This is a genomic window from Streptosporangium sp. NPDC000396, assembly GCF_042898655.1.
GTDB lineage: Bacteria > Actinomycetota > Actinomycetes > Streptosporangiales > Streptosporangiaceae > Streptosporangium.
Genome location: NZ_JBIAZA010000032.1, coordinates 12,537 through 38,075 on the forward strand (window position 1 = coordinate 12,537; position 25,539 = coordinate 38,075).

Consider the following 25,539-nt stretch of genomic DNA (forward strand, 5'->3'; position numbering starts at 1 on the left):
TCAGTCCTCCCGTCGCTTCCGGCGGGGCGCCGGTTCTCTTTCCTCCACTTCCTCGTCCTCCTCGTATCCGCCGACGAGGTCGCGGAGTTTCTCCCCGGCCGCTTCCAGCGCGCCTCTGGTCTTGGCCCTACTTCCACCCTCCGTTATGTCCTCTAGAAGGTCAGGCAATCCTTTTTGCCCTGTTTGCGTGAGGTCGAGGCGGTTCGCAGCCTCAGCGAACCGTAGGTAGGTGTCGACGCTCGCCACGACGACACGCACGTCGATCGTCAGAACCTCGATACCGACGAGCGAGACCCTGACGAAAGCATCGATCACAAGACCCTTGTCGAGGATCGTGTCGATGACGTCGGCCAGGCCCGACGAGGACGGCCGACCCGCCGCCCCACCCCCTGAGGGCTGCACGATGGTCATCCGGTCCCTTTCCCGTGCTCATCTCTGCCGTCGAGTCACGCGCTGCGGGCGGCCGCCCTGCGACGCACCGGGCGCGAAGGCTCCTCTTCCTCCTCTTCCTCCTCTTCCTCCTCTTCTGCTTCCGCGGCAGGACGCCGACGCCGCGTCGGACGCGCCCTCCGCTCAAGCCTTTCCTCTTCCTCTTCGGGCGCTTCCTCTTCTTCCTCCTCCGCGGCGCGTCCCCGGCGCCGCGCAGCCCTCACCGGCTCCTCCTCCGGCTCTTCCTCTTCAGCCTCTTCTTCCTCCTCGGCACGCTCCGGCTCCTCCTCGGGCACTTCCTCTGCCTCTTCGAACTCCTCCGGCTCCTCTTCCTCGGGCTCCTGCCGGGCCCGCTCCTCCTGGAGGGCGGTCTCATGGTCCTTGACGACCTGGCTGTCGCGTATCTCACCGCGCCAACCCTCGATGTCATCGGCGTGCAGGATGGACTGGGTCATGACGTGCCGCCTGAAGTGCTTGAACTCCAGACGCGCTCGCCGCCCCTGGGCGCGCCAGAGGTTTCCGGTCCGCTCGAACAGTCCCTGCGGGTGGTACTCCAGCACGAGAAGAACCCGGGTGAGATCAGGGGTGATCTCGTGAAAGGTCACGGCGCCGTCGACATGGCCCTTCTGCCCCTTGGACCGCCAGACGATCCGCTCGTCCGGCACCTGCTCGACGATCGTCGACTCCCAGTTCCGGTGGGACAGGAAGATCTGTGCCTTCCAGGAGAGCTTCCCTTCGGATTCCTGCTCGACGCTCTCGACTTTCTTCGTGAAGCTCGGGAATTCCTCGAACTCCGTCCACTGGTTGTAGACGAGCCTCCGCGGAGCGCCGATGTCGAGCGTTTCGACGATGTTGGTGAGTTTGAGCTTCTTGCTCTTGCCGCGTTTCCCTGACCCGAGGCCCATCAGGCCTCCGGCCAGCCCGGCCAGCCCCTTCACCCGGCCCATGGTCCCCTCTGACCCGGTCAGCGCGCCTATCAGACTCGACCCGCCACCCCCGGCGTAGTCGAGCAGCCGGCCGGCGAGCCCGTCGACCTTGCCCGCCACGGATGACAACGCCCGCTCGGCCAGGGCCTGGATGAAGTTCTGCAGTTCGTCGGTGAGCCGGCCCACAGGCAGTTCCTGAACGATCCCCTTGATCGGCTGGGCCTTCCCCTCATCGGCCATTCAGCTCACCCCCGCGTCCTGCGAACAGGTCGAGCGGATGACGACGACGCCCTCTCACGCGACGCGGTGGTGCGAGTCCTCGTCCCCCCGCTCCGCGGCTCGGCCGCACGAGACCTCGCCGCCCTGGCAGGCGTCCTGCGCGGCCTCTCCTCCTCTTCCTCTTCTTCCTCCTCCTCGTCCCGCGGCTCCGCCGCACGAGACCTCGCCGTCCTGGCCGACACCTTCCTGCGCGGCCTCTCCTCTTCCTCTTCTTCCTCCTCCTCGTCCCGCGGCTCCGCCGCACGAGACCTCGTCGCCCTGGCCGACACCTTCCTGCGCGGCCTCTCCTCTTCCTCTTCCTCTTCTTCCTCTTCCTCGCCGAGCAAGCCGCCCGGACTCCGCAGCGCCTCGACCCGGTCGGAAAGCTTGCCGCTCAGCGAGTCGATCTGCTTGCTCGCGGCGCTCACGGCCGCGGCCTTACCGGCTTCCAGCAGACCGCCGCGAATGTTCTCGGAGAGCTTTTCCAGCTCCGGAGAGGAGCCGAGGACTCCCATCAACTGCTCCAGCAGGTTGCCCCGGAGGACCCCTAGCTTGCCGGTTGCTCCGACTGCCGCCAGGGCGAGCGCCAGACGCAGCTTTTGACGTCGGCCAAGGAGGTAGCCTGCGGCGATGGCCAGGGCTATCTGCGCCTTGTTTGTCACGATCACCACTCCCAACCCGATCTTTCGCCCTGGGGGTCTGCCCAGGCAGCTCCAAGCGATCGGTCACGCAAGAGGGAAGGCGCCAGCAAGAGGTGGCGCCGGCCCATTTAAATGCGCGCGAAGCACCCGTTTTCGAATGGCCGCCTTATACCCGAGGAGGGGACGAAAAAACACATATCTATACAAAGCGGACAAGCTTGATTCAGTTTTAGATCAAGTAGGGAACTCCCCGGCAGCCCTGGCCATTCGCCGAAGCGGGAGGGGCGTGGTCGTTACTCTCCAGCCAGGCGGTCCAGGTCGCCGATCCGGTCGAGCAGCGCCTCCAGCGTCTTCTCGTCCGTGGCGGGGGCCATCACGGTGATCCGCAGGTGGCGTACGCCGCCGACCTCGGTCGAGGTCAGATGGAACGCGCCGTCCTCCATCAGGCGCTCCCGGATCCGGGCCTGGTCGCCCGTGCCGTACCGGAAGCAGACGATGTTGCTCTGCGGCTCGTACGGGCACTCAAAGCCGGGCCGTTCCCGGGCCAGCTCCCAGAAGCGATGCGCCGTTTCGTACTGCCGCGCCACGTAGTCTCCCAGGCCCCGCTCTCCCCGCCAGGCCAGGTTGAGGAAGATCTTCAGGCCCAGCTCGGCCTTGGTGCACTCCACGGCCCTGCCGATCAGGTCGAAACCCTGATCGCCGTAGAACAGGTAGCTCGCCTGTTGCCGGAAGGCTCCATCGAGGTCGGCCCCGCGCTTGGTCAGGACCGCGGCCGCCAGGCCGGAGGTCCGCAGCATCTTGTGCGCGTCCCAGATCAGCGAGTCGGCGAGCTCGATGCCGTCGAGCAGATGCCGGTACTCCGGGGTGAGCAGCGCCGACGCCCCGTGGGCACCGTCCACGTGGAACCAGACGCCGTTGGCGGCACAGAACTCCCCGATACCGCGCAGATCGTCATAGAGCCCGGTCCCCGTCGCGCAGGCGTTGGCCACCAGGGCCATCGGCCGCCGCCCCGCCCGCCGTACGCGGTCCAGGGCCTCGGGCAGACGCGCGACATCGACCCTGCCCAGCTCGTCCACGTCCAGCGGCATGACCGCGCGCTCCCCCAGGCCGAGAATCGCCGCGGCGCGGGTGAGCGAGTAGTGCGTCGACGCGGGCGCTAGCAGGGCGAGGTCACCGGGGACCCCGTCGGTCCACGCCTGCGGTACGGCCGCCGCCCGCGCGGCCAGCAGGGCGGTGAGGTTGGCCAGCGACCCTCCGTGGGTGAGCACGCCGCCTCCCGCCTCGCCGTACCCGACCTTGTCCAGCATCCAGCGCAGGACCTCGAACTCGACGGTCGCCGCGGAGGCGCCCAGCTCGTAGATCGCCATCGGGTTGTTGATGGCCCCGTGGACGAAGTCGGCGAGCGCGGCCGGGAAGTCCGGCGCGGCGACCTGGTGGGCGAGGTACGCGGGGTGGTGCAGCCGGGTCCCCTCCTCCAGGTAGACCGCCAGGAACTCCGCGTAGCTCTCCGGCGTCATCCCGCCCTCGCGGATCCACCGCACCAGCCCGAGCCTGTCGGCCAGCTCGCGTGGCGGGCGGCGCCGCAGGACGGGCGGCAGGCCCAGCTGGCTCTCATCCACGTAGGTGGCAAGCCCTTCGACGGTCACACTGGCGGCGCGCACGAACTCTTCAACGTTCCAAGTCACATCGGGATAATTGTGGAATACACGGCAGATCGCCATCGATGACGAATTGGGAGGCAAGAAACACCATGAGAGCCGAATTTGATTCGATCGACAGGGCGATTCTGACCGAGTTGCAGAAGGATGCGCGCCTGCCCAACAAGGAGCTCGCAGAGCGCGTGGGCGTCGCCCCCTCCACCGCCCTGGAGCGGGTGCGGAGCCTGCGCCGCCGCGGCGTGATCACGGCCTTCCGCGCCGAGACCGACCCGGCGGCGCTCGGCCGCCCGCTCCAGGCCCTGCTCGCCCTGCGCGTCCGCCCGCACACCGGCCAGCTGGTCGACCCGTTGCGCGCCTTCGTGCTCGCCCTGCCCGAGACCATCGCCCTCTTCCACGTGGCCGGCCCGCAGGACTTCCTGGTTCACGTCGCCGTCCCCGACGCCGACCACCTGCACAGGCTCGTCCTGGAACGCATCCTGACCCGCCCGGAGATCGTGCACCTGGAGACGACCCTCATCTTCAAAACCGAACACCAACCCATCCAGCGCCCCGCCATATGACCAATCCCCGCAATCTGTAGAGTTAACTCTCCATGATGTAGGATTATCTCTACATGGATCGTCATCCCAACAAGGAGATACGAGTGACGATCGACCACATGGCCGCCGCTGGATGGATCATCGAGAAAGCGGGAGGTCGCGCGTGGGGACGTGCTTCGTGTCCTGGCGGACAGCAGGGATGCAGACCTCCTACATCCATTTGGTCCACGCCACGCTCGCCGGAGGCTCACGCGAAACGTCTTCGCCGCCTCGTTGACCAATGTCCGCACACACCTGAGGATGATCCATCGGAGGGAGAGTGAACTCCATGACCGTCTACAGCTTCGAGCTGCGCTTCACCGCCCCGGCCGGCGAATCGGTGATCGACACCCTGTATGAATCGGGGTGGGACGATGCCACGGTGTCGCTCGACCCCGAAACGGGCGGACCCGGCATCGCCGCGTTCGATCGGGAGGCCGCCACGGCAGTGGAGGCGATCGCCTCCGCGATCGTCCAGGGCCGAACGGCCGGAGTCGAGATCACCGGAGTGAGCGAGGATCTCGTGACACTCGCCGAGATCGCCGATCGAGCTGGGCGGACCTTCGCCACGGCCGACCATTGGGCCGCCGGCCGTCGCGGACCGGGGGGATTTCCCGCACCAAAGGTGCAACGGCCTCGCGTGAGCCTCTGGTCGTGGGCGGAGGTCGTCACCTGGCTGCACGAGAACCGCCTGGCCGAGGTGTCGCTGATGGAGGTGGAGGTCGCACGGGTCTGTGAGATAGCCGATTCGCTGATCCGGGCGCATCGTCTCCAGCGCCGGCTTCCCGTCAAGGACCGCGAACTCCTCCGTCACGCGATGGCCTGAAGCGGCAGGGCCGGTTTCGCCCCCATCCCGTTCCGGAAACGATCCTCGGACTTGGGCGTGTTTCATGGATCTTTTCGCGGCGTGGGCGAGGATCCACGAAACACGCCTTGCGTCAGCCCTCGGCCAGAGGCAGGTAGATGCGGCGGCCTCGGCGGGCGAACTCCTCGGATTTCTCCCTCATTCCCGCGGCCAGGGCCTCGTCTTCGGCGATGCCATGTTCCTCGGCGTAGGCGCGCACGTCACGGGTGATCTTCATGGAGCAGAAGTGCGGCCCGCACATCGAGCAGAAGTGCGCGGTCTTCGCCGGGGCGGCGGGGAGGGTCTCGTCGTGGAAGGAACGCGCGGTGTCCGGGTCGAGGGAGAGATTGAACTGGTCCTCCCACCGGAACTCGAAGCGGGCGTCGGACAGCGCGTCGTCCCACGCCTGCGCCCCGGGGTGCCCCTTGGCCACATCCGCCGCGTGTGCCGCGATCTTGTAGGCGATCACACCCGCCTTCACGTCGTCGCGGTTGGGCAGTCCCAGGTGTTCCTTCGGGGTGACGTAGCACAGCATCGCGGTGCCGTACCAGCCGATCATCGCGGCGCCGATGGCCGAGGTGATGTGGTCGTAGCCGGGTGCGATGTCGGTGGTCAGCGGTCCCAGCGTGTAGAACGGCGCCTCGGAGCAGAGTTCCATCTGCAGGTCGACGTTCTCTTTGATCTTGTTCATGGGCACGTGGCCGGGTCCTTCGACCATGACCTGGCAGTCATACTCCCAGGCGATCTTCGTCAGCTCCCCCAGCGTCCGCAGCTCCGCCATCTGGGCCTCGTCGTTGGCGTCGTAGATGGAACCGGGCCGCAGGCCGTCGCCGAGGGAGAAGGTCACGTCGTAGGAGGCGAAGATCTCACACAGCTCCCGGAAGTGCGTGTAGATGAAGTTCTCCGTGTGGTGGGCGAGGCACCAGGCCGCGAGGATCGAGCCCCCGCGCGAGACGATCCCGGTCTTCCGGCGGGCGGTCAGCGGCACGTACGCCAGCCGCACGCCCGCGTGCACCGTCATGTAGTCGACGCCCTGCTCGCACTGTTCGATCACCGTGTCGCGGAAGATCTCCCACGACAACGACTCCGGGCGTCCGCCGACCTTCTCCAGGGCCTGGTAGATGGGTACGGTGCCGACCGGCACGGGAGAGTTGCGGAGGATCCACTCGCGGGTCTCGTGGATCCGCGAGCCCGTCGACAGATCCATGATCGTGTCAGCGCCCCAGCGGGTGGCCCAGCGCATCTTCTCGACCTCTTCGTCGATCGAGGAGACGACGGCCGAGTTGCCGATGTTGGCGTTGATCTTCACGAGGAAGTTCCGGCCGATGATCATCGGCTCGCTTTCCGGATGGTTCACGTTGGCGGGCAGGACCGCCCGGCCACAGGCCAGCTCGTCGCGGACGAACTCCGGCGTGACGCCCTCGCGTAACGCGACGAACTCCATCTCCGGCGTGATCTCGCCGCGCCGTGCGTGCGCGCGTTGCGTGATGCCGGAAGGGTGCGCCGCGCCGGGGGAGCGCCACGCCGATCTCAGCGGAGGCAGGCCCTCGTTCGGATCGGCCGTGTAGGCCGGATCGGTGTAGGGCCCCGAGGTGTCGTAGAGGACGACGGCGGAGCCGTTTGTCAGCGGCACCTCGCGCATGGGCACACGGATGTCCGGACGCGAGCCGATGAGGTAGGTCTTTCGGGCAGGCGAAACCATTGAACGCTCCCTACGCCGGCATTACCCGGTCAGGTTCAAGCGGTCGGTGGCCGCGTCAGCCGCCCTCTCAGCCCGGTGCGCCGGGCTCCCGCGTTCGGTCTTCATGACGTTAACCCGAGATCACCCCATTGCCGCAACCCCCGGCTCTGAGGTATGGGCGCCACCTTGTGCCCTTGTGATCCGGCGGGCCCACCCGCCGGGCAGGCCCGCCGGACACCGGGAAACGGCCGGTGGAGTGCCGCCGTCAGGAGGCCGGTGCCCGCCAGGAGACCGGTGCTCTAGGTGATGTCCACGATGGGCAGGCGGAGGGCGCCGGGGGCGGCGGCGGGCACGACCGGGTTCTTGGGAGCGACGGGCGACAGACGCACGTACGGGGAGCCCGGGGCGGGACGGAGGTCGGCCTCTCCCTTGTTGGGCCACAGCGACATGGCGCGTTCGGCCTGGGCGGTGATGGTGAGGGAGGGGTTGACGCCGGGGTTCGCGGAGATCGCCGAGCCGTCGACGATGTGCAGGCCCTGGTGGCCGTGAACGCGATGGTAGGGGTCGATCACCCCGGTGTCGCGGTCGGCGCCGATGACGCAGCCGCCCAGGAAGTGCGCGGTGGCGGGGATGTCGAACAGGTCGAGCCAGGTCCCGCCGGCGATGCCGCCGATCTCCTCGGCGGCGTGACGGACGAACTCGTGACCGGCCGGGAGCCAGGTGGGGTTGGGCTCGCCGTGGCCCCGCCTGGAGCGGAGCTTCCAGCCGAGCGGCCCCCTGCGCGCGGACAGGGTGATCGAGTTGTCCTTGGCCTGCATGACGAGGGCGATGATCGCGCGCTCGGACCACCTGCGATGGTCGAACAGCCTCGGCACCAGGTGGGGCCGGCGCAGGGCCTCACCGAGAAACGCGAGCCAGCGCGGCGCCCCGCCGCCGTCGATCAGGAGGGAACGGAGCATGCCCATCGCGTTGGAACCGTCGCCGTAGCGGACGGGCTCGATGTGGGTGTAGGCGTCGGGGTGGATGGAGGAGGTGATCGCCACTCCGTGGTTGAGCTTCTCCCCCTTGACCGACGGCCGCTCGAACCCGAGCAGTGCCTCGGAGTTCGTCCTGGTCAGCGCGCCGAGCCGGTCGGACAGCCGGGGCAGCGCCCCCTCGGCCTTGAGACGGTGCAGCAGGCGCTGCGTGCCGTACGTGCCGGCCGCGAAGATCACTTGCTCCGCCGTGAGGGTACGGCGCCGCCAGGGCGCCCCCGTCTTGCTCACCTCGACCCGGTAGCCGCCCTTCACCGGGCGGACCGAGGTGACGGTGGTCTCCGGATGGACCTTCGCCCCGGCCTTCTCGGCCAGGTAGAGGTAGTTCTTGATGAGCATGTTCTTGGCGCCGTGGCGGCAGCCCGTCATGCACTCGCCGCACTCGGTGCAGCCTCTGCGGCGCGGCCCGGCGCCGCCGAAATAGGGGTCGTCGACCTCCACGCCCGGCTGTCCGAAGAAGACTCCGACCGGGGCCAGGTGGAAGGTGCCGCCGACGCCCATCCGGTCCGCGACCTTCTTCGTGATCTCGTCGGCGCGGGTGAGGGTGGGGTTGACCACCACGCCCAGCATGCGCTTGGCCTGGTCGTAGTAGGGGCCGAGCTCGGCCTTCCAGTCGGTGATGCCCGCCCACTGGGCGTCCTGGAAGAACGGGTCGAGGGGTTCGTAGAGGGTGTTGGCGTAGACCAGCGAACCGCCGCCGACCCCGGCGCCCGCCAGGACCATGACGCCGGTGCCCTTCTGCCCGCGCAGCACGTGGATGCGCTGGATGCCCTTCAGCCCGAGCCCCGGCGCCCACAGGAAGTCGCGGACCCTCCAGGAGTTCTTGGGCAGCGTGCTCTCGTCGAAGCGCCTTCCGGCCTCCAGCACGGCGACCTTGTAGCCCTTCTCGGTCAGCCGCAGCGCCGAGACGCTCCCGCCGAACCCGGACCCGATCACCAGCACGTCATAGTCGAACATCCACGATTCCCTTCGGGCGATGACCGGACCCCACCAAACACAGCCGGACCCCACCGGACCCCACCGGACCCAACTGGACACGGCCGTCCCCCGGCTGCCGCGACGGTCAACGGCCGAGTGCGTGACCGTCGCGGGCCTCACCTGCCGCGGGTCTTACTTGAGGTGGAACCTCTTCATGGTCTTGAGCAAGCCCGCCAGAGTGTCGGCGTACTTGTCGTAGGTCATGCCGAGGATCGGCTCGAAGCCCATCCAGGAAGCCTGGCTGGAGATCGTCTGCACCTCGGTGTACTTCAGCAGGCCCTCGGCCCCATGGCGGCGGCCCAGGCCGGAGGCCTTCATCCCGCCCATGGGCGCGTCGTAGGAGGCGTAGGCCGAGCCGTACCCCTCGTTGATGTTGACGGTTCCGGCCTTGATCCGGGAGGCCAGCGCGCGGCCCCGGGCCAGGTTCCGGGTCCAGACGGAGGCGTTGAGACCGTAGGCGGTGTCGTTGGCCTTCTCGACCACCTCGTCCTCGTCGTGGAAACGGTAGATCGAGACGACCGGGCCGAAGGTCTCGTCACGGCACAGGTTCATGCTCTCGTCGACGCCCGCCAGGATCGTGGGCTCGTAGAACAGCGGGCCGACGTCGGGGCGGGCCTTCCCTCCGCTGAGGACCTCGGCCCCCTTCGCGACGGCGTCGTTCACGTGAGCGCTGACCGCGTCGAGCTGGCGCTGGGAGGTGAGCGAGCCCATCTGCACGTTCCAGTCGAGCCCCGAGCCGAGCTTCATGTTCCTCGCCTGACGGACGAACTTCTCCACGAACGCGTCGTGCACGGCGTCGTGGACGTAGAGCCGCTCGATGGAGATGCACAGCTGCCCGGCGTTGGTGAAGCAGGCGCGGATCGCGCCCTGGGCGGCCATGTCCAGGTCGGCGTCGTCGAGCACGACCATCGGGTTCTTGCCACCGAGCTCCAGCGAACAGCCGATCAGCCGTTTGGCCGCCTCCTCGGCGATCTTCCGGCCGCCCCGGGTCGAGCCGGTGAACGCCACGTAGTCGGCGCCGTCGATGAGCGGGTCGCCGACCTCGGCGGGGTCACCGAGGACGACCTGCCAGATCTCCCTCGGCATCCCGAGCGAGACCAGCAGGTCGATCGTCCACAGCGTGGACAGCGCGGTCTGGGTGTCGGGCTTGTGAACGACGGCGTTGCCCGCGAGCAGGGCCGGAACGACGTCGGTGACGCCGAGTGAGAGCGGGTAGTTCCACGGGGAGATCAACGCCACGGTTCCCTTGGGCTGGCGCATCTCGATCGTCTTCGTCGCGACGGGGAAGATGCCCGCGCGGCGCTTGGGCGCGAGGAGGCCGGGTGCTCGCCGTACGTAGTAGAGCGTGCAGCCCGCGACGTCGAGGACCTCCTCCAAGGCGTGCCTGCGAGCTTTGCCGGTCTCCCACTGGACCACGTCGAGGATCTCCTCGCGCCGGTCGAGGATGGCATCGTGCAGGCGGAGGAAGGGCATGATCCGTTCGCGCACGGGCAGCGCGGCCCACGCCTGACGGGCCTGGCGGGCCTTGGCATGAGCGGCGCGGACGTCGTCGGCGGTGGAGACGGGCAGCTCGGCGAGGGTCTCACCGGTGAACGGCGCGGTGATCGCCTGCGTCTTGCCGCTGGAGGTCACCTGCCGGACGATGCGTTCGACCATGCTCGGGTCAAGTGTCCGGGTAGCTCCAAGAGTGACAGCCATGCTCGAAGAATATTCTGGGGTGACCTCCTGTGGCTACCAGTCGGTAACGGGGTGAACCAGGCACGATTTCCATCCGTGGTAGGTGGCATGAGGACATCGATCCGCAGGGCCGGCGCCGTCGCCCTCGCCACCGCCCTGCTCGCCACAGCATGCAGCTCGACAAAGACCGCGCTCGACGGGAACGGTTCGGCGCCGGTCGATCTGGGGAACGTCAAGCTGGTCTCCTACAACAGCTGTGACGACATGCTGGCCGGACTGCGGGCGGCGACGGCCAAGAGCGTCGGGCCGTGGGGCCTCGGCGGCCCGCAGATCATGTTCGCGAGGGGGCGCGCGGAAGTCGCCGTGGAGGACAGCACGGCCAGCGGCAAGGTGGCCCCACCCGAGCATTCGACCACGAACGTGCACGAGGCCGGGGTGGACGAGCCGGATCTGGTGAAGACCGACGGCAACCGGGTGATCACCGTCACCCGTGGCGTGCTGCGGGTGGTGGACACCGCGACCAGGAAGGTCACCGGCACGCTCAAGCTGGTGGACCCCGAGCAGGCGTGGGCTCCTGCCGACCTGCTGATCAGCGGGGACCGCGCGCTGGTGCTGTTCTCCGGCGGCGGGATCATCCCCTTCGGCGCGGTGGCCAAGCGGGCGGCGAGCCCGGGACCGCGCTACGTTCTCGTCGACCTGTCCGGAGAACCGAAGGTGCTCGGCTCGCTCACGCCGAACGGTTCCCATGTCGACGCCAGGATGATCGGCTCGACGGTGCGGATCGTGGTCCGCAGCCAGCCCGAGATCGAGTTCCCGGACACCCGCCCCGACCTCACGGACGGCGAGCGGACCAAGCGGAACAAGGACGTCGTCAACAAGGCCCCGATCGAGGCATGGCTGCCGAAGTTCGAGACGACCGACGCCAAGGGCGTGACCACGAACGGCACGGTCAAGTGCGAGCAGATCAGCCACCCCACGGAGTACACCGGCACGTCGATGCTGACCGTGCACAGCCTCGACCTGTCCCAGGGGCTCACCGAAACCGCTCCGATCAGCGTGGCGGCCGACGGCGACACGGTCTACGGCACCGGCTCCAGCCTGTATGTGACCAGTAACCCGCACTGGTGGTGGCCCCAGCCGATGCCCCTCGTCGAGGACGCGCCGGCGGACCCGGCCACCCCGCAGGCCCCGCAGACCGAGCCGACGCCGACGGAGCCTCCGGCCCCCTCGTCATCTCCCACCCCTGTTCTCCCGCCCTCTTCGAGCTCCGAACCTTCTTCCCCGGTCGCTCCGAGTTCCGAGCCCACGGTCTCGGCCACCCCGAGCTCCGAACCCACGGTCACAGCCACCCCGAGCTCCGAGCCCACCCCTTCGGCCTCCGAGACGACTCCCGAGGCCGTGAAGACGCCGGTCGAGCCGCCGGAGGAGACGGAGATCCACCGGTTCGACATCACCGCAGCGGGTGCGCCCCGCTACGTCGCCTCCGGGAAGGTTCCCGGCCGGCTGCTCAACCAGTACTCCCTGTCGGAGCACGAGGGGCATCTGCGAATCGCGACCACCTCGACCGCCGGGCAGAGCAGTTCCAGTGCCGTCTACGTGCTCAAGTCCGACACCCTGGGTAAGGTCGGCGAGGTCGGCGGCCTGGGCAACGGCGAGCGGATCTACTCGGTCCGGTTCATGGGCCCGGTCGGCTACGTGGTGACGTTCAAGCAGGTGGACCCGCTCTACGTCCTCGACCTGCGCGACCCGGCGGCACCGCGGAAGACCGGCGAGCTGAAGATCACCGGCTACTCCGCCTACCTGCACCCGGCGGGCGACGGGCGGCTGATCGGCGTCGGCCAGGAGGCGAGCGAGAAGGGCCGTACGCTCGGCGTCCAGGTCTCGCTCTTCGACGTCAGCGATCCGGCCGCCCCGCGCCGCCTGTCGCAGATGTTCCAGAAGGACTCCGGCTCCGAGGCCGAGTGGGATCCGCACGCCTTCCTCTACTGGGCCAAGACGGGAACGGCGGTTCTCCCGCTGAACACCTGGGACGGCACCGAGCAGACCAGCGGCACCGCCCTGGTCCTCACGATCAATGACTCCGCCGTCACCAGGACCGGCACCATCGTCCACCCCGGCTCCGTGTCCACCGGCCGCCCCCGTTTCGCCCCCTCCGACCCGAGCATCCGCCGCTCGATCGTCATCGGCGACAGCCTCTGGACGGTCTCCGACCGCGGGCTCAAGGTCAGCGACCTGGGCAGCCTGGCCGATCAGGCCTGGATCCCGTTCAACTGACCCGTCGGCTTCCGGGCTTTCCCACACCGGCCGCCCGGCCCCGTACAGCTCGCGCCCTCGCGGCGGGAGCCGTACGGGGCCGGGCGCCTTCGCCGTCACGCGGGCCCGCCGTCACGCGGGCCCGCCGTCACCGGGCCCGCCGTCGCGGGGCAGGACCTCAGGACGACTTGCGGATCGCGAGGACGGTCCGGCTGGGCAGGTCGGTCACGGTCGTGAACCACTCGGGTGCGAACTGCGAGGAGCGGAACGCCACATCGCGCCAGAGCCACTTCGTCGCGTCCCCGGCGGCACGGCGCAGCACGAACACCTCGATGCCGCCGAACCTGGTCGCGGCCGACGCCTTCGCGAACGTGGCGGGATCGGCGGTCAGCGCCAGCCGGGCGAGTTCGGCGTGCCGGTCGTCCCAGCGGGAAAGCGTGTTGGCGGAGGTGCGGTCGACGGACATGAAGCCACGCCAGGGCACATAGGCGAACAGGCGTTCGCTGTAGGACAGCGTCCGTGGCCGCGCCGTTTCTCCCATGACGGCCTCGACGTGCTTCCTGACGGACGTCATCGGAAACCACCTGACATCCGACGGGTGCGTACGGCCGCCGCCGGGCAGCGGCTCCTGATGCGCCCGCGCCGTCGACGCGTTCGTGAACGTCCCCTTCGACGATCCCGGGGTCACATTCTGCGACAGCAGCGTGTGCCAGTGGTCCAGGCCCGCCCACACCAGCAGTACGGCCAGCGAGACGGCCCCCACCCCTCGCGGCAGCCGTCCCGGCCCGCGGGCGAGCGCGGCGGCGGTCAGGACTCCGGCGGCGACGAGCACCGGCTCCACCAGCCTGGTGGTGTAGTGGAAGAAGCCCGTGTGCCCGTCGAGCACGAACCGCGTCATCATGATCACGCGATAGAGGTAGGCCCCGGCCACCAGGCAGAGCAGCGGCTGCGCCCACCACCTGGACCGCAGGAACCACAGCGCGCCGGCCACTCCCGCCAGCTCAAGCGCACCGAGCGGCGTGGGGTCGAGGAAGGGCAGCGGAGTCTCCGTCATCGACGGGGAGACGTAGAGGTCCGCCACCGCCTGCCCTCCCTGGCGTGACAGGGCGACGAGATAGGGCACCACGTACCACGAGGCGATGGCGGCGGCGAGCGAGATCGCGCGGAGAAGGTGGATGACATAGCCGCGGCGGTCGGGCTCTCGCCGCCACGTGATCACCATGAGTGCCATGAGCCCGATCGACCCGTAGATCAGGAAGCCCTGGTACGTCAGCACCATCAGCCCGCCGACGAGACCCGAGACCTGCCAGGGCAGGCGGCCACGCGGCGGCGATCCGAACGTCAGCAGCGCCCACGGGATGATCACCAGTACGGCCAGCACCTCGAACGCCTTCTCGGGATACCCGAAGGCCGTCACCCCGCCCGCCGCGGCGGCGAGCGCGATCGGCGGCCTGACCAGCCGGCACCAGAGCACGAACGCGGCGACGACCGCGGCCGAGAGCGTCAGCACCTCGGCCTCTCCCATCAGCCGCCACGCGGGCACCCCGGTGAGCGCGGACGCCCTTCCGATGAGCCATGGGTACAGCGGCGGATATTCGGCGGGCACCCCGTCGGCGAAGGCGTCCCCGCTCCACAGGTTCTCCGAGTATCTCGTCGCGGCGGCCGTGATCCGGCCCGCGTCGCCGAGGAGGCCGGCGAACCCGAAGGGCGTGCCGCTCAGCGCCGTCCGCAGCACGAGCGCCAGGAAGGCCGCGAACAGCCCGCAGACCGCTCCCGCCAGGACGTCGCCTCCCCGCCGCACGGTCTGGGGAAGCCGGGCGGTCCGGGAAAGCGCGGGGGTCTGGGAAAGCCGGGCGGTTCGGGAAAGCCACACGGCCAGGGGAAGGAGCGCCGCCGTCAGGACACCGAGCACGGCGACCGGCGACAGCGAACCCCGGACGGTGGAGGGGTCGGGCCTGGCCCAGGCCGTCACGGCCAGGACGAGCGCGGTGCCCAGAGCCCACACCGCCACTGAAACCACCGACGGGCTCCGGTGAAGTGTGAGGAAGGGCCGCCGGCGGGACGCCTCACGGCCGCGAGGGGGCGGACCGCTCGGAGCTCCGCCGACGCTCCCCCGGTCCCCCGCCCTCGCATCCTCCAGGAACTTCCCGGCCGTGACCCCAAGGATGCGACGCCGGGAAGTCTCACTGTTACGTATGGTAATCATCGTGATCTCGATTGGCCGTTTCTTGACCCGGAGTCAACGGGAAGGTGTCACGGAGCGCGGTGGCCGGGCGCCGATTCCCATCGTCGTCAGGCGGAGTGCCGTCGCGGTGCCCTTCCCGCTCACGAACGAGACCGCCGGCGCCGGTTCCGGCTCCGGCGCCGGTTCCGGGTCACTCCGACCAGGAGGAGCCCCTTCCTGAGCACCCGCCTTCCGAGCGCCCGCCTTCCGATGGCTCTGCGAAGACGTCGCATCGGCGTGCGGTCGAGCTGGCCCTGCAGCCGCCTCGCCCTCCGTCTCCACCGCAGTGCCTTCTTCTTGCGCCGGAGTGCCTTCTTCTTCCATCGCTCCGTTTTCACGAGGCGATCGAGCTGCTCCTCCATCGGGTCGAGGCCCCACGTCTTCCCGTCCAGCCACTGCGTGCCGAAGGTGGCCTCCACGACGTCGTCGAGATGGCGATCCCCTTCGAGCATCCGCGCGCGGTTGAACGCGGCGGTCCGCTCAAGCCGGGCCGCGATCAGCCCGTCGCCCTCCGCCAGCGCCAGCGAGATCAGTCCGTACCCGGCCTCGTCCGCACGTTTCGTGAGCCGTTGCAGGCAGGTGGCTCTGGGCACCCACCCCGGCGGGCACGTGAACCTGAAGGGGACGGGGAAAGGCGTCTTCTCGACGGTCTCCACCAGGTCGACCCGGCTGTCGTGCGAATAGAGTTCCTTTATGAGTCGCAGGTCGATGCCGGGGTCGTCCAGCGGAGATCGGCGACCGCTGGACAGGAGCGACCACGGCCCCACGACGGTCACCCTGATGTCCGACACGGAGCCGCGCAGGAACCCGTCAACAGTGGAACGGATCTGTTCGTACGGCGCGTCGCCGGCCGGCACCACGACTTCGACGTAGGGAACCTCCCACTGCCTGACCGAATTCCTCCTGAGCGATCGGTAGCTCGGGATCCGGTTGGCGAGGAAAACCCAGTTGTGCCGCTTGACCTCGTTTTCCCGGCGCATCACCGTGGACGGTCCGAGATGCCAGCTCCGGGATTCCCCTTCGGCCACGAAGACCGCGCCCGCCTGCGCCAGGCGGTAACCGAGCTCGGTGTCCTCCGCCAGCACCAGGGACGTGTCCAGCCCTCCGGCGTTCTTCAGCAGCGCCGCGGGGACGGACGCGCTCGCGCCGACATGGACCCGGAACGCGTTGAGGCCCGCTTCCCGGAGATCTCTGGTCCGCGTTATGTAGTCCCTGCTCCAGGTGTCGGCGGCACCCGCTCCGGCGTCGAACAGCTCCTCCGCCGTGCCCGCGGTCACCGCGGCGTGCACTTCCGCGGGGCTGAGACTCCCGTCCCAGGACGGCACCATCTTGAGCCGTCCCAGCGTCGCGATGTAGTCGGCCAGGTGGTGCCAGCGCATCTGCGCTTCCAGGTGCTCGCGGAAGACGATCATGTCGGCGTCGAGCCAGTGGATCACCTCGCCTTCCGCCACGTCGGCACCGGACTGGCAGGCCCAGGCACGTCCCCAGCCACCCGGACGACTGGAGACGATCCGTGTCCGCTCCGGGGTGATCTCGGGAAGCCTGAGCGCGGGCCGGCTCCCATCGTCGACGACGACGACCTCCAGCAGGTGAGCCGGGTAGCTCTGCGCGGCCAGGCTCGCGAGCGTCAGCGAGAGGGTCTCCCCGCATTGGAACGCGGGGATGACGACGCTCACGGTCCGGTTGGGGGTCCAGGCGCCCAGTTCTGGAGGAGAGACGCAACCGAAGTCGTTCAGCCGGATCAACGGCTGAGGCCTTCTCACCGGATCAACGCGCACGACCGACGCTTTCATCATCACCGTCCTTTACCTGTGCTTCGCCGCGCTCCCCGTGCGAGGAGAGCTCTTCCATTTCCATCAACGGGTTCGCGTAGAGCCCTCGCCACTGTCGCTGAAACGCTCGGAGGAAAGTGTTTATCGGCTCCTGCCATGTGTGGCCCACGGCCTCGCGGCGCCGGAGAATGTAGTTGAAGCCGTGCGTGCGGTAGATCCGGCCTCCGGCCGCGGAGACCGCCTCCAGCAGCTGGCCGTCCACGGTCCGCGGGATCGGGCGGAAGCCTCCCACGTCATCGAACAGGCCGCGGGTCATCAGCATGGTGCCGCCGGCCACGGTATGGGTGTAGGCCTCCGTCACCAGATTGCGAAGGACGGTGACGCCGATTCGTTCCAGATAGACGAACTCGGGGGCGGAACCCACGACGTCCGCGCTTGAATAGTGGTGCGCGAGCAGCAGGTCGGACAGGTGGTCGGGACCGTACCAGTCGTCGTCATCCATTTTCGCCAGATAGGTGCCGGAGGCGAGCCGCGCGGCCCGGTTGAGGGCATCCCCGAACACCGTGCGCGAGTCCGCCTCGACCACGGTGATCTCGCCCTTGTACGCGGCTATGGCGTCGGACACATCCGGTTGTGCCGCGGAGAACCCGTGCAGTGTCAGGATCAGCTCCGCCTCCGCCCCTCGCTGCCGGCTCACCTGGTCCAGCGCGAACCGCACCATGTCAGGTCGCCGCGTGCACAGCAGCACCGAGATCGTCGGCGCGTCCGGCGGTCTGAGGCCGTTGGCGATCGCCAGCCTCCGCCATCTCCCGGCGACACCGTGCAGGGCCAGCGCGGAGCGTCGCAGCCGGATGCTCAGTTGCTCCCGGACGAGACCGTCGGACAGGTCCGCCGCCCCGCAGGCGGTCAGCAACGCCGCCGGCTCGGCTCCCAGCAGGCCGCTCCACGCCGGTCCAGGCTCGGCGGCGACGGGGACGCCCGCGACCGCGAGGCCGCAGATGGCACGGGCGACCCCCATCGGCGCGGTCCAGTCCCCGCGAAGATCCACGGCAACACCGGTGAGCCTGCGCAAACGGGCGACGTCCACTTCCGTGACGGATCCGGACAGCGGGACGCGCGCGATGACGTCGTCGCCCTGCACCACCTCATACGCTCCGGACCGATCCACCAGTTCCCCCATGGATCCGTCCGGCGCCGGGACGAATCCGACGGGGCAGACCGACCGCTCGTCGATCGGAGGAAGGTCGTCGGGAGACAGGTGCGGATCGGGCCGGCCTCTGCCGGGAAGCCGATCGGAGCCGGTGGCACGGCCGCCGGGTTCGGCCCGGTCGATCAGGGGCATACCGCTCGCCTGCCAGCGGGGCGCGGTGGCACCCGCCGCCCGAAGAGACAGATCGCCTCCTGTCGCGTCCACCCTTGCCGGAGCGGGACCCGCCAGGGGCGCCACCGTGACATTGGGGTCTCCGGGTCGCCACTGGCAGGAGCCCGCGCCCGAAAGGGAGACCACCGGGGTGTGCAGTGTTTCTCGCGAACGACCGGCCAGACCACGGGAGAGAGCCCTGAGAACGTCTCCGGCAGGTGCGGGCTTGCCGAAACTCGCCTCGACCCGCCAGAAGCGGCCGGACGCGGGGCTGTGACGGGAGGTCTTCCGCTCCTCGCGGCGGATGCGAACATCCAGCAGGGTCCGCCAGAACTTGGCGCCGTCCACGGGCAGCATGGGTGCCGAGCGCCAGCGGGGGAACTCCGCAATGATCATCGTTAGCCTGCACGCCTCCGGCAGGAGCCCCCCGAACGGCACCGCGCGCCTCACGTCCGTGGGCGTCCTCGCCAGGAAGAAAAAGTCCTTCAGGTTCTCCGTCGCGATCGGATGATCCGTGGGGACGGCATCCATGTCCACCCACGGCGCGTCGATTCCCTCACAAAATCGCGCCAGCAGGCTCGCACGCCCCTCGAATCCGATATGACAACCGAGGGCGGCGGGGGGCGCAGCCGGTTCACGATTCACGCACGACTCCTGATGAATGCGTCTGGCCTTTCTTTACTGTGTGGCGACATGAACGATCTCCGGGGACCGGTCATCGCCTTTCCCTTTCTTGCTGTGCGATAAAGGAAGGCCGCACTCCGCCCGGAACAACGGGCGGGAGAAAAGGGAAAGCAGGACAGCGTACGGTTGAAAACCTAGCGGCCACGCGTGCCGGCGACCTCCGCTTGACTTCAACTTTGCAAAGCCCGATCCAGGCACTTGCGCATCGGAGTGGTGATACCGGGGAATCCGCCGGCCCTTTGTGGGCCTAATGGGCTGTTTCCACTCCTGGTGCCGGCTTCCCCATGAACACGGCCGGCCGGAAGGCCGGCCTCATGCCGGGACCCCCGGCCTGGCCTTCAGCGCGGTCCGCAGGCGGCGAAGCTTCCGGGCGCCTCCGCGCCGTGCCGCCCGCAGCATGCGGGCCACGTCGTTCGTCACATGCGTGGCAAGGCCACCGGCGACCGTGAGATACGGCTGCTCGTCCTCCCCGGAAAGGCTCAGCCACCGGCGCCCGCCCACCGGGATCGGAGCCGCGCCGGCGCTTTCGAGCGGTACGGATGTCTCCGTGCCCGTCCTGTCTCGCACGACCATTCGCAGGACGGTCACGCCCAGGGGCAGCCCCACCGGGAGGGCACAGGACCACTCGAAGCGGCCCTTGGCGCTCTTGGTGATCGTGACCGGGCTGCGGAGCAGCGCCTCCCCCGCCTCAAGAAGGATGTCGTGGCAGATCTCTCCGGCTGGAGGCGCCCAGCCGGGAGCCGACCCGCTCCCCCGCACGACGAGCTTGTCGCGCTTCGCGCGCCCCACCCCCTTGACCGTCATCGAGAACGGCCGGACCTGCAGCAGGTCGCGATAACGGCCGAGCCGCGGATGATCGGCGTAGATCCTCTTTCCGAGCACGCGCAGAGCCCCGGAGTGCACCGGCCGCCGGATGAGCGTCTCCTCTCCTTCGCAGACGGCCATCGCCTGGATCCCGGCTCCCAGGGTGCCGACGAACTCGGCGGCCGTCTCGGGCCGGACCGTCTCGAACAGCGCCCGCATTCGCGCGCAGAACTCCGTGAAGTCGCGCTCCCCGAGGATCCGGGAGGCCTGGCGCGCGTAGCGCAGTTGCATGTAGACGATCCATCGCGTTATGGCGTTCCGCACCGCCTCGTCGCACTGGGCGGTCTCCGCCGCGAGACGTTCGACCACGGTCAGATGCTGCATGATCTTCGTGGGCTGGTCGCGGGAATCCATGATCGAGGAGCCGTCGTTCCTCGTCCGGTAGAGGTAGACCACGTGCGGCCAGAGCATGATGCGCCGGGCGCGGGTCAGCAGCGGCACCGTGAAAAGAACGTCCTCGAAGGCGGTTCCCTCGACGAACCGCGCCCCGGTGTCCGTCAGGAAGCCCCTGCGGAAAACCTTGTTGCAGGCCGAGGGATTTCCCACCAGGTCGGGGGCGTCTCCCAGCGAGGTGATCAGGCGCTCCCCCATGAGGAGCTCCCGGCGCCAGACGGGGCTGGGGCGAGGCGGCATCCCCTGGATGTCGCCGACGACGATGTCGACGTCCTTGCTCACGGCCAGCCGGAGCAGGGTGTCCAGCCCTCCTTCCACATACAGGTCGTCGGAGTCGAGGAAGGCGACGTAACGCCCCGTGGCCAGTCGCAGCCCGTGGTTCCGCGCCGCGCCGGGTCCCGCGTGATCCTGGCGGGCGTAGCACGCGCCCGGCGTCCTGCTCGCGTACTCCCTCGCGATCCGGGGCGATTCATCCGTGGCGCCGTCATCGATCAGAATCACCTCAGCCCGCGAACGGCACCCCTGCCGGTCGATGGAGTGCAACGCCTCACCCAGCCATTTGGCGGTGTTGTAGACAGGCACCACGACACTGATGTCGGGACCAGCGGTCACCGTCGCCTCCGAACACTGAGAGCAGGTGGAACCTGCGTAAAAGCCGGCGTGATCGAGTCTGCCCGCCTCCCGTTGTCGGCGACCATTTCCGAAACTCCCACTGGCGCATTCTTTAATCATCGAGGAGGCTCGCCGACGGCCGCCCGCGCCATCGCGGATGCTTCGCCGTCACCGAAGACGGCGACTGAAATGTGCCGTTGAATAAAGTTAAATAAAGTCGGCCGATCCTGGATTTTTCACGCTCGTCCCCGGCCCGGTGAAACGGTGGAACATCCCCGGCCCGGCAGGACGCCCCGGGGCGGCGCCCGCCTACACGCGGTTCGAGTTCGGGTTCGGGTGCGCGGCGGGAACGATCTCGGGAGCGCCGAGACGGATCGCGTCGGCCTCCTGGTCGGTGTCCTGCTCCTGGGAGAGGCGTTCGGCCTCGACGCGCTTCGTGTAGTACTCCACCTCGCGCTTGATCTGCTCGTCGTCCCACCTCAGCGGGCCGGCGAGCAGTTCGGCCGTTTCCTGGGCCACGCCCACTCCCCGATGGAAGGTCTCGATCGAGATGCGCGTGCGCCGGGCCAGCACGTCGTCCAGATGGCGGGCACCCTCATGGGTGGCCGCGTAGACGATCTCCGCCCGGAGATAGTCGTCCGCCCCGTTCAGCGGGCGGCCCAGTGACGGATCCTCGTCGATCAGCGAGAGGATTTCGTCGACCATCGACCCGTACCGTCGCAGCAGGTGCTCGATCCGCGCCACATGCAGGCCGGACGACTCCGCCAGCCGATGCCGGGAGTTCCACAGCGCCTGGTAGCCCTCCGCTCCGACCAGCGGGATCCGGTCCGTGCACGACGGCGGGACCCGCCAGTCCAGCCCGTGCGCCACCGCGTCCACCGCGTCCTGCGCCATGACCCGATATGTCGTGTACTTCCCTCCGGCCACGATGACCAGCCCCGGCACCGGATGGGTCACCACGTGCTCGCGGGAGAGCTTGGAGGTCTCCTCCGACTCCCCGGACAGCAGCGGCCGCAGCCCGGCGTAGACGCCCTCGACGTCGTCACGGGTGAGCGGCACCGAGAGCACCGCGTTCACGTGCTCCAGCACGTAGTCGATGTCCGAGCGGGACGCCGCCGGGTGGGCCCGGTCCAGGTTCCAGGGGGTGTCGGTGGTCCCGATGATCCAGTGACGCCCCCAGGGGATCACGAACAGCACCGACTTCTCGGTGCGCAGGATGATCCCGGTCTGCGAGTGGATCCGGTCGCGCGGGACGACCAGGTGGATCCCCTTGGACGCGCGGACGTGGATCTGCCCCCGCCCGCCGACGAGTTCCTGGATGTCGTCGGTCCACACCCCGGTGGCGTTGACCACCTGCTGGGCCCGCACGTCGAACTCGGCCCCGGACTCCAGGTCGCGCACCCGGACCCCGGTGACCCGCTCTCCCTCCCGCAGAAAATCCACCGCCTGCGTCCGTGACGCGATGTGCGCGCCGTAGGCGGAAGCGGTCCGCAACATGGTGGTCACGTAGCGGGCATCGTCCACCTGGGCGTCCCAGTACTGCACGGCGCCGGTGAGCGCTTTCCGCCGCAGCGAAGGGACGAGCTTCAGCGCCCTCCTGCGCGACAGGTGCCGGTGTCCGGGCACACCGCGGGGGTACCCCAGGGAGATGCCCAGCGTGTCGTACAGCACGAGGCCCGCCCCGACGTACGGCCGCTCCCATCCCAGGTGCGTGAGCGGGAACAGGAAAGGCACCGGCCGGACCAGGTGCGGAGCGATCCGCTGCAGCAGCAGGGACCGTTCCTGAAGCGCCTCTTTGACCAGGTTGAAGTTGAGCTGCTCCAGATAGCGCAGCCCACCGTGGATCAACTTCGACGATCTGGAGGAGGTGCCCGAGGCGAAGTCGCGCGCCTCCAGCAGACCGACGGTCAACCCCCGGGTCGCCGCGTCCAGCGCGACCCCGGCGCCGACGACTCCGCCGCCGATCACCACCACGTCGAGTTCCTGCTCACCCATCTGTTTCAGTGCGGCGGCCCGCTCGGCAGGACCGAGCCGTGCCGTGCCCATTCGCGCCGTCATGCTGAATCCCCCTGAGCCCCAGGTTGTCGCCTTGCGTGGGATATCTACCCGGATGGGCTGAATATCACTGCTGGCGGGCGATGAGTGCCGGAACATTCCCGCTGTACGGCCGGCATCACCCCTCGGCCGCCTCATCGTGAGCGGAACGCGTCCCCGCAGCCCCCGTGATAGCTTTCCTGACACAGCTTCTGCATTAGCGATTTATCTGTCTTTATGCAGAAGATAAATGAGAAGGGGCGGAGGATGTCAACAGCCGATATGCGACCGGACGCCGGAGAGATCTACCGGCGCTACGTCACCGCGGTCGTTCTGCACGGTCTCGCCACCGCGGACGCCTCCGGGCTCAACGCCACGGACCTGTACGCGCTCAGCACGCTGGACATGGCCGGGTCCCTGACGTCGGGCGAGCTCGCCGAGCGCACCGGCCTGACCACGGGCGCGACCACCCGGCTGATCGACCGCCTGGAACGCCGCGGACACGTGCGCCGGGTGCCCGACCCGGCCGACCGGCGAAAAGTGATCATCGAGCCGGCCGGGAGACCCGAAGGGATGGACGAGGTGGTGGATCCGGCCAGGCAGAAGATCGCCGCGGTGCTCGGCGGCTACTCCCCCGAACAGCTCAAAACGCTCTTCGACTACTTCACCCGCGCGGCGGAGGCCTACCGGGAGTCCACCGCGGAGATCCGCGGCAGGCAGAACGGCTCCTCGTAACGGAGCCCCGAAGATCGGGCACCGAGGGTCGCGCGAGATTCCCGGTGCACCGATGGAGGCCGGTCGCTGACCACCGGTGCTCGGGACCCGCCGGAGGCCATCCGGGTCCTGAGCACCGGTCCAGGCTTCCCCACGTCAGGCGCGGATGACCTTGACGCCCGCGTCGGTGAAGCGGTCGGCGGCCTCGTCGGGCAGGCTCTCGTCGGTGATCAGTGTGCCGATGGCGCCGAGCGGGCAGATCCGGGCGAAGGCCCGGCGGCCGATCTTGGAGGCGTCGGCGACCACGACGACCTGGGCGGCCCGGCTGATCAGCAGGTTGTTGACGCTCGCCTCGCCCTCGTGGTGGGCCGACGCACCCGCCTCGACGTCGATCCCGTCGACTCCGAGGAATGCGATGTCGAGCGTGACCTGCTCCAGCACCCCCGACGACAGCGGGCCGATCAGCTCGTACGACTGCGGCCTGGCCACACCGCCGGTCAGCACGATCTTCACGTGCTGGCGCACGGTCAGCTCCGCGGCGATGTTCAGCGCGTTGGTAACGATGGTGAAGCCGGTCTCCGGGTCCGCCCGGAGGGCCAGGGCCCGCGCCACCTCCGAGGTGGTCGTGCCACCGTTCATGCCGACGATCGCCCCCGGCGCCACCAGCTCGGCGGCGGCCTCGGCGATCCGCTGCTTCTCCCCCGCGTGACGCGCCGTCTTGTAGCGCAGCGGCAGATCGTAGCTGACACTTTGGGCGACGGCGCCCCCGCGCGTGCGCATGAGCATCTGCTGCTGGGCGAGTTGGTCGAAGTCGCGACGGATGGTGGCCGTGGAGACGACGAGCGCCTCTGCCGCCTGCTCCACCGACAGGCGCCCTTCCTGTGAGAGCAGTTCGAGGATCGCGTTCCAACGCTCATATCGACTCACGGTGAACAGCGTGGCACAGGAAAGGATCGAAGCCCACCTCTGCACAAACCTGCTCATTTCTGGTATTAATCACTCATAAACGAATCAAGTTTGGAGGCATGTCGTGACCACGCACACCGAGGCCGAGATCGCGTCCCAGCCCGACTGCTGGCGCCGCGCCGTCAGCGAGGTGCCCATCGACGCGCTCCCCCTGCGGGGTGAACGCGTGGCCGTCGTCGGTTGCGGCACCTCCTGGTTCATCGCCCAGGCCTACGCGGTGCTCCGCGAGCGTGCCGGGCACGGCGAGACCGACGCGTTCGCGGCGTCCGAGTTCCCGGCCGGCCGCTCCTACGACCGCGTGCTCGCGCTGACCCGGTCGGGCACCACCACAGAGGTGCTGGAGCTGCTCAGGAGCACCCGCACGAAGACCACCGCGATCACCGCGGACCCGAACACCCCGGTCATGACGCTCGCCGACCAGGTGGTGGTGCTCGACTTCGCCGACGAGAGGTCGGTCGTGCAGACCCGGTTCGCCACCACCCAGCTCGCCCTGCTCCGCTCCCACCTCGGCGAGGACCTGACCGCCGCGATCGCCGACGCCGAACGGGCGGTCGCCGCCCCGCTTCCCGCCGAGCTGATGACCGCCGAGCAGTTCACGTTCCTGGGCAGCGGCTGGTCGTACGGCCTGGCCCTGGAGGCCGGGCTGAAGATGCGCGAGGCCTGCCGGGCCTGGACCGAGTCCTACCCGGCGATGGAATACCGGCACGGCCCGATCAGCATCGCCGGGCCGAACCGGATCACCTGGATGCTCGGCCGGGCCCCCGAGGGAATGCGCGGCGAGATCGAGCCGACCGGTGGATCGCTCGTGGAAAGCGCCCTCGACCCCATGGCCGAGCTCATCAAGGTCCAGCGGGTGGCCGTGGCCCGGGCGCACGCCCAGGGGCTCAACCCGGACGAACCACTCCACCTCACCAGGTCCGTGATCCTCTCCTCCTGACAATCCGGTCCTCCCGGAAACC

Annotated in this window: 18 protein-coding genes and 1 riboswitch; of the genes, 5 read left to right on the forward strand and 13 right to left on the reverse strand. The window is 68.9% G+C overall.

Annotation, left to right across the window (positions count from 1 at the left end):
- From gvpJ to ACFY2X_RS37445, 4 genes are all read right to left on the reverse strand, one after another.
- Positions 1 to 411, reverse strand: a complete 411-nt coding sequence (gene gvpJ / locus ACFY2X_RS37430; RefSeq protein WP_389947820.1) for a gas vesicle protein GvpJ — start codon at positions 409 to 411, stop codon at positions 1 to 3.
- A gap of 35 nt (positions 412 to 446) precedes the next feature.
- Entirely contained in the window at positions 447 to 1,595 is a 1,149-nt protein-coding gene (locus ACFY2X_RS37435) for an SRPBCC family protein (protein WP_389947821.1), read from the reverse strand.
- A 5-nt stretch (positions 1,596 to 1,600) separates the two neighbouring features.
- The gene (locus ACFY2X_RS37440; RefSeq protein ID WP_389947822.1) at positions 1,601 to 2,290 is read right to left on the reverse strand and encodes a hypothetical protein; all 690 of its coding nucleotides are present in this window, start codon (positions 2,288 to 2,290) and stop codon (positions 1,601 to 1,603) included.
- A gap of 257 nt (positions 2,291 to 2,547) precedes the next feature.
- Positions 2,548 to 3,939: a pyridoxal phosphate-dependent decarboxylase family protein gene (locus ACFY2X_RS37445; protein WP_389947823.1), complete on the reverse strand. Its 1,392-nt coding sequence runs from the start codon at positions 3,937 to 3,939 to the stop codon at positions 2,548 to 2,550.
- A 65-nt stretch (positions 3,940 to 4,004) separates the two neighbouring features.
- Between ACFY2X_RS37445 and ACFY2X_RS37450 the strand changes: the two genes are divergently transcribed.
- Together ACFY2X_RS37450 and ACFY2X_RS37455 are read left to right on the forward strand one after the other, a co-directional pair.
- Positions 4,005 to 4,472 carry an Lrp/AsnC family transcriptional regulator gene (locus ACFY2X_RS37450; protein WP_389947824.1) on the forward strand — a complete coding sequence of 156 codons (468 nt, stop codon included), beginning with the start codon at positions 4,005 to 4,007 and terminating at the stop codon, positions 4,470 to 4,472.
- A 307-nt stretch (positions 4,473 to 4,779) separates the two neighbouring features.
- A complete protein-coding gene (locus ACFY2X_RS37455; RefSeq protein WP_389947825.1) occupies positions 4,780 to 5,316 on the forward strand; it encodes a hypothetical protein in 537 nt (178 codons plus the stop codon).
- 112 nt (positions 5,317 to 5,428) lie between these two features.
- Here the strand turns inward: ACFY2X_RS37455 and thiC are convergent, their stop codons facing one another.
- The 3 genes from thiC to ACFY2X_RS37470 form a co-directional block, all read right to left on the reverse strand.
- Entirely contained in the window at positions 5,429 to 7,036 is a 1,608-nt protein-coding gene (gene thiC / locus ACFY2X_RS37460; RefSeq protein WP_389947826.1) for a phosphomethylpyrimidine synthase ThiC, read from the reverse strand.
- A riboswitch (TPP riboswitch) is annotated at positions 7,025 to 7,138 on the reverse strand. (Overlaps the previous gene by 12 nt.)
- A gap of 176 nt (positions 7,139 to 7,314) precedes the next feature.
- Entirely contained in the window at positions 7,315 to 9,006 is a 1,692-nt protein-coding gene (locus tag ACFY2X_RS37465; RefSeq protein WP_389947827.1) for a GMC oxidoreductase, read from the reverse strand.
- A gap of 153 nt (positions 9,007 to 9,159) precedes the next feature.
- Positions 9,160 to 10,725 carry a succinic semialdehyde dehydrogenase gene (locus tag ACFY2X_RS37470; protein ID WP_389947828.1) on the reverse strand — a complete coding sequence of 522 codons (1,566 nt, stop codon included), beginning with the start codon at positions 10,723 to 10,725 and terminating at the stop codon, positions 9,160 to 9,162.
- 87 nt (positions 10,726 to 10,812) lie between these two features.
- Between ACFY2X_RS37470 and ACFY2X_RS37475 the strand changes: the two genes are divergently transcribed.
- On the forward strand, positions 10,813 to 12,978 hold the full coding sequence (locus tag ACFY2X_RS37475; protein WP_389947829.1) for a beta-propeller domain-containing protein: 2,166 nt from the start codon (positions 10,813 to 10,815) through the stop codon (positions 12,976 to 12,978).
- 157 nt (positions 12,979 to 13,135) lie between these two features.
- On the opposite strand, the gene ACFY2X_RS37480 is transcribed toward ACFY2X_RS37475, so the two are convergent.
- The 5 genes from ACFY2X_RS37480 to ACFY2X_RS37500 all read right to left on the reverse strand — a co-directional run bounded on the left by ACFY2X_RS37480 (position 13,136) and on the right by ACFY2X_RS37500 (position 22,924).
- Positions 13,136 to 14,977 (reverse strand): arabinofuranosyltransferase, encoded by a 1,842-nt coding sequence (locus tag ACFY2X_RS37480; RefSeq protein ID WP_389947830.1) that lies wholly within the window; start codon positions 14,975 to 14,977, stop codon positions 13,136 to 13,138.
- Positions 14,978 to 15,282: 305 nt separating this feature from the next.
- Positions 15,283 to 16,974 (reverse strand): glycosyltransferase, encoded by a 1,692-nt coding sequence (locus ACFY2X_RS37485; RefSeq protein ID WP_389947831.1) that lies wholly within the window; start codon positions 16,972 to 16,974, stop codon positions 15,283 to 15,285.
- Positions 16,949 to 18,709 (reverse strand): glycosyltransferase, encoded by a 1,761-nt coding sequence (locus ACFY2X_RS37490; protein WP_389947832.1) that lies wholly within the window; start codon positions 18,707 to 18,709, stop codon positions 16,949 to 16,951. The genes ACFY2X_RS37485 and ACFY2X_RS37490 overlap by 26 nt, the downstream gene beginning before the upstream one ends.
- A gap of 600 nt (positions 18,710 to 19,309) precedes the next feature.
- Positions 19,310 to 20,866 carry a glycosyltransferase family 2 protein gene (locus ACFY2X_RS37495; protein ID WP_389947833.1) on the reverse strand — a complete coding sequence of 519 codons (1,557 nt, stop codon included), beginning with the start codon at positions 20,864 to 20,866 and terminating at the stop codon, positions 19,310 to 19,312.
- A gap of 309 nt (positions 20,867 to 21,175) precedes the next feature.
- Positions 21,176 to 22,924: a glycerol-3-phosphate dehydrogenase/oxidase gene (locus ACFY2X_RS37500; RefSeq protein ID WP_389947834.1), complete on the reverse strand. Its 1,749-nt coding sequence runs from the start codon at positions 22,922 to 22,924 to the stop codon at positions 21,176 to 21,178.
- Positions 22,925 to 23,167: 243 nt separating this feature from the next.
- On the opposite strand from ACFY2X_RS37500, the gene ACFY2X_RS37505 reads away from it, so the two are divergent.
- Positions 23,168 to 23,635 (forward strand): MarR family winged helix-turn-helix transcriptional regulator, encoded by a 468-nt coding sequence (locus tag ACFY2X_RS37505; RefSeq protein WP_389947835.1) that lies wholly within the window; start codon positions 23,168 to 23,170, stop codon positions 23,633 to 23,635.
- Positions 23,636 to 23,770: 135 nt separating this feature from the next.
- Here ACFY2X_RS37505 and ACFY2X_RS37510 read toward each other — a convergent pair whose 3' ends face one another.
- Positions 23,771 to 24,541, reverse strand: a complete 771-nt coding sequence (locus ACFY2X_RS37510) for a DeoR/GlpR family DNA-binding transcription regulator (protein ID WP_389947836.1) — start codon at positions 24,539 to 24,541, stop codon at positions 23,771 to 23,773.
- Between the two features lie 103 nt (positions 24,542 to 24,644).
- Between ACFY2X_RS37510 and ACFY2X_RS37515 the strand changes: the two genes are divergently transcribed.
- The gene (locus tag ACFY2X_RS37515; protein ID WP_389947837.1) at positions 24,645 to 25,517 is read left to right on the forward strand and encodes an SIS domain-containing protein; all 873 of its coding nucleotides are present in this window, start codon (positions 24,645 to 24,647) and stop codon (positions 25,515 to 25,517) included.
- Positions 25,518 to 25,539: the final 22 nt, after the last annotated feature.

Bases quoted from the DNA above. Each gene is read 5' to 3' on its own strand.
- gvpJ (WP_389947820.1), bottom strand. From the start codon at position 411: ATGACCATCGTGCAGCCCTCAGGGGGTGGGGCGGCGGGTCGGCCGTCC.
- ACFY2X_RS37435 (WP_389947821.1), bottom strand. From the start codon at position 1,595: ATGGCCGATGAGGGGAAGGCCCAGCCGATCAAGGGGATCGTTCAGGAA.
- ACFY2X_RS37450 (WP_389947824.1), top strand. From the start codon at position 4,005: ATGAGAGCCGAATTTGATTCGATCGACAGGGCGATTCTGACCGAGTTG.
- ACFY2X_RS37455 (WP_389947825.1), top strand. From the start codon at position 4,780: ATGACCGTCTACAGCTTCGAGCTGCGCTTCACCGCCCCGGCCGGCGAA.
- thiC (WP_389947826.1), bottom strand. From the start codon at position 7,036: ATGGTTTCGCCTGCCCGAAAGACCTACCTCATCGGCTCGCGTCCGGAC.
- ACFY2X_RS37465 (WP_389947827.1), bottom strand. From the start codon at position 9,006: ATGTTCGACTATGACGTGCTGGTGATCGGGTCCGGGTTCGGCGGGAGC.
- ACFY2X_RS37470 (WP_389947828.1), bottom strand. From the start codon at position 10,725: ATGGCTGTCACTCTTGGAGCTACCCGGACACTTGACCCGAGCATGGTC.
- ACFY2X_RS37475 (WP_389947829.1), top strand. From the start codon at position 10,813: ATGAGGACATCGATCCGCAGGGCCGGCGCCGTCGCCCTCGCCACCGCC.
- ACFY2X_RS37485 (WP_389947831.1), bottom strand. From the start codon at position 16,974: ATGAAAGCGTCGGTCGTGCGCGTTGATCCGGTGAGAAGGCCTCAGCCG.
- ACFY2X_RS37490 (WP_389947832.1), bottom strand. From the start codon at position 18,709: ATGATCATTGCGGAGTTCCCCCGCTGGCGCTCGGCACCCATGCTGCCC.
- ACFY2X_RS37500 (WP_389947834.1), bottom strand. From the start codon at position 22,924: ATGACGGCGCGAATGGGCACGGCACGGCTCGGTCCTGCCGAGCGGGCC.
- ACFY2X_RS37505 (WP_389947835.1), top strand. From the start codon at position 23,168: ATGTCAACAGCCGATATGCGACCGGACGCCGGAGAGATCTACCGGCGC.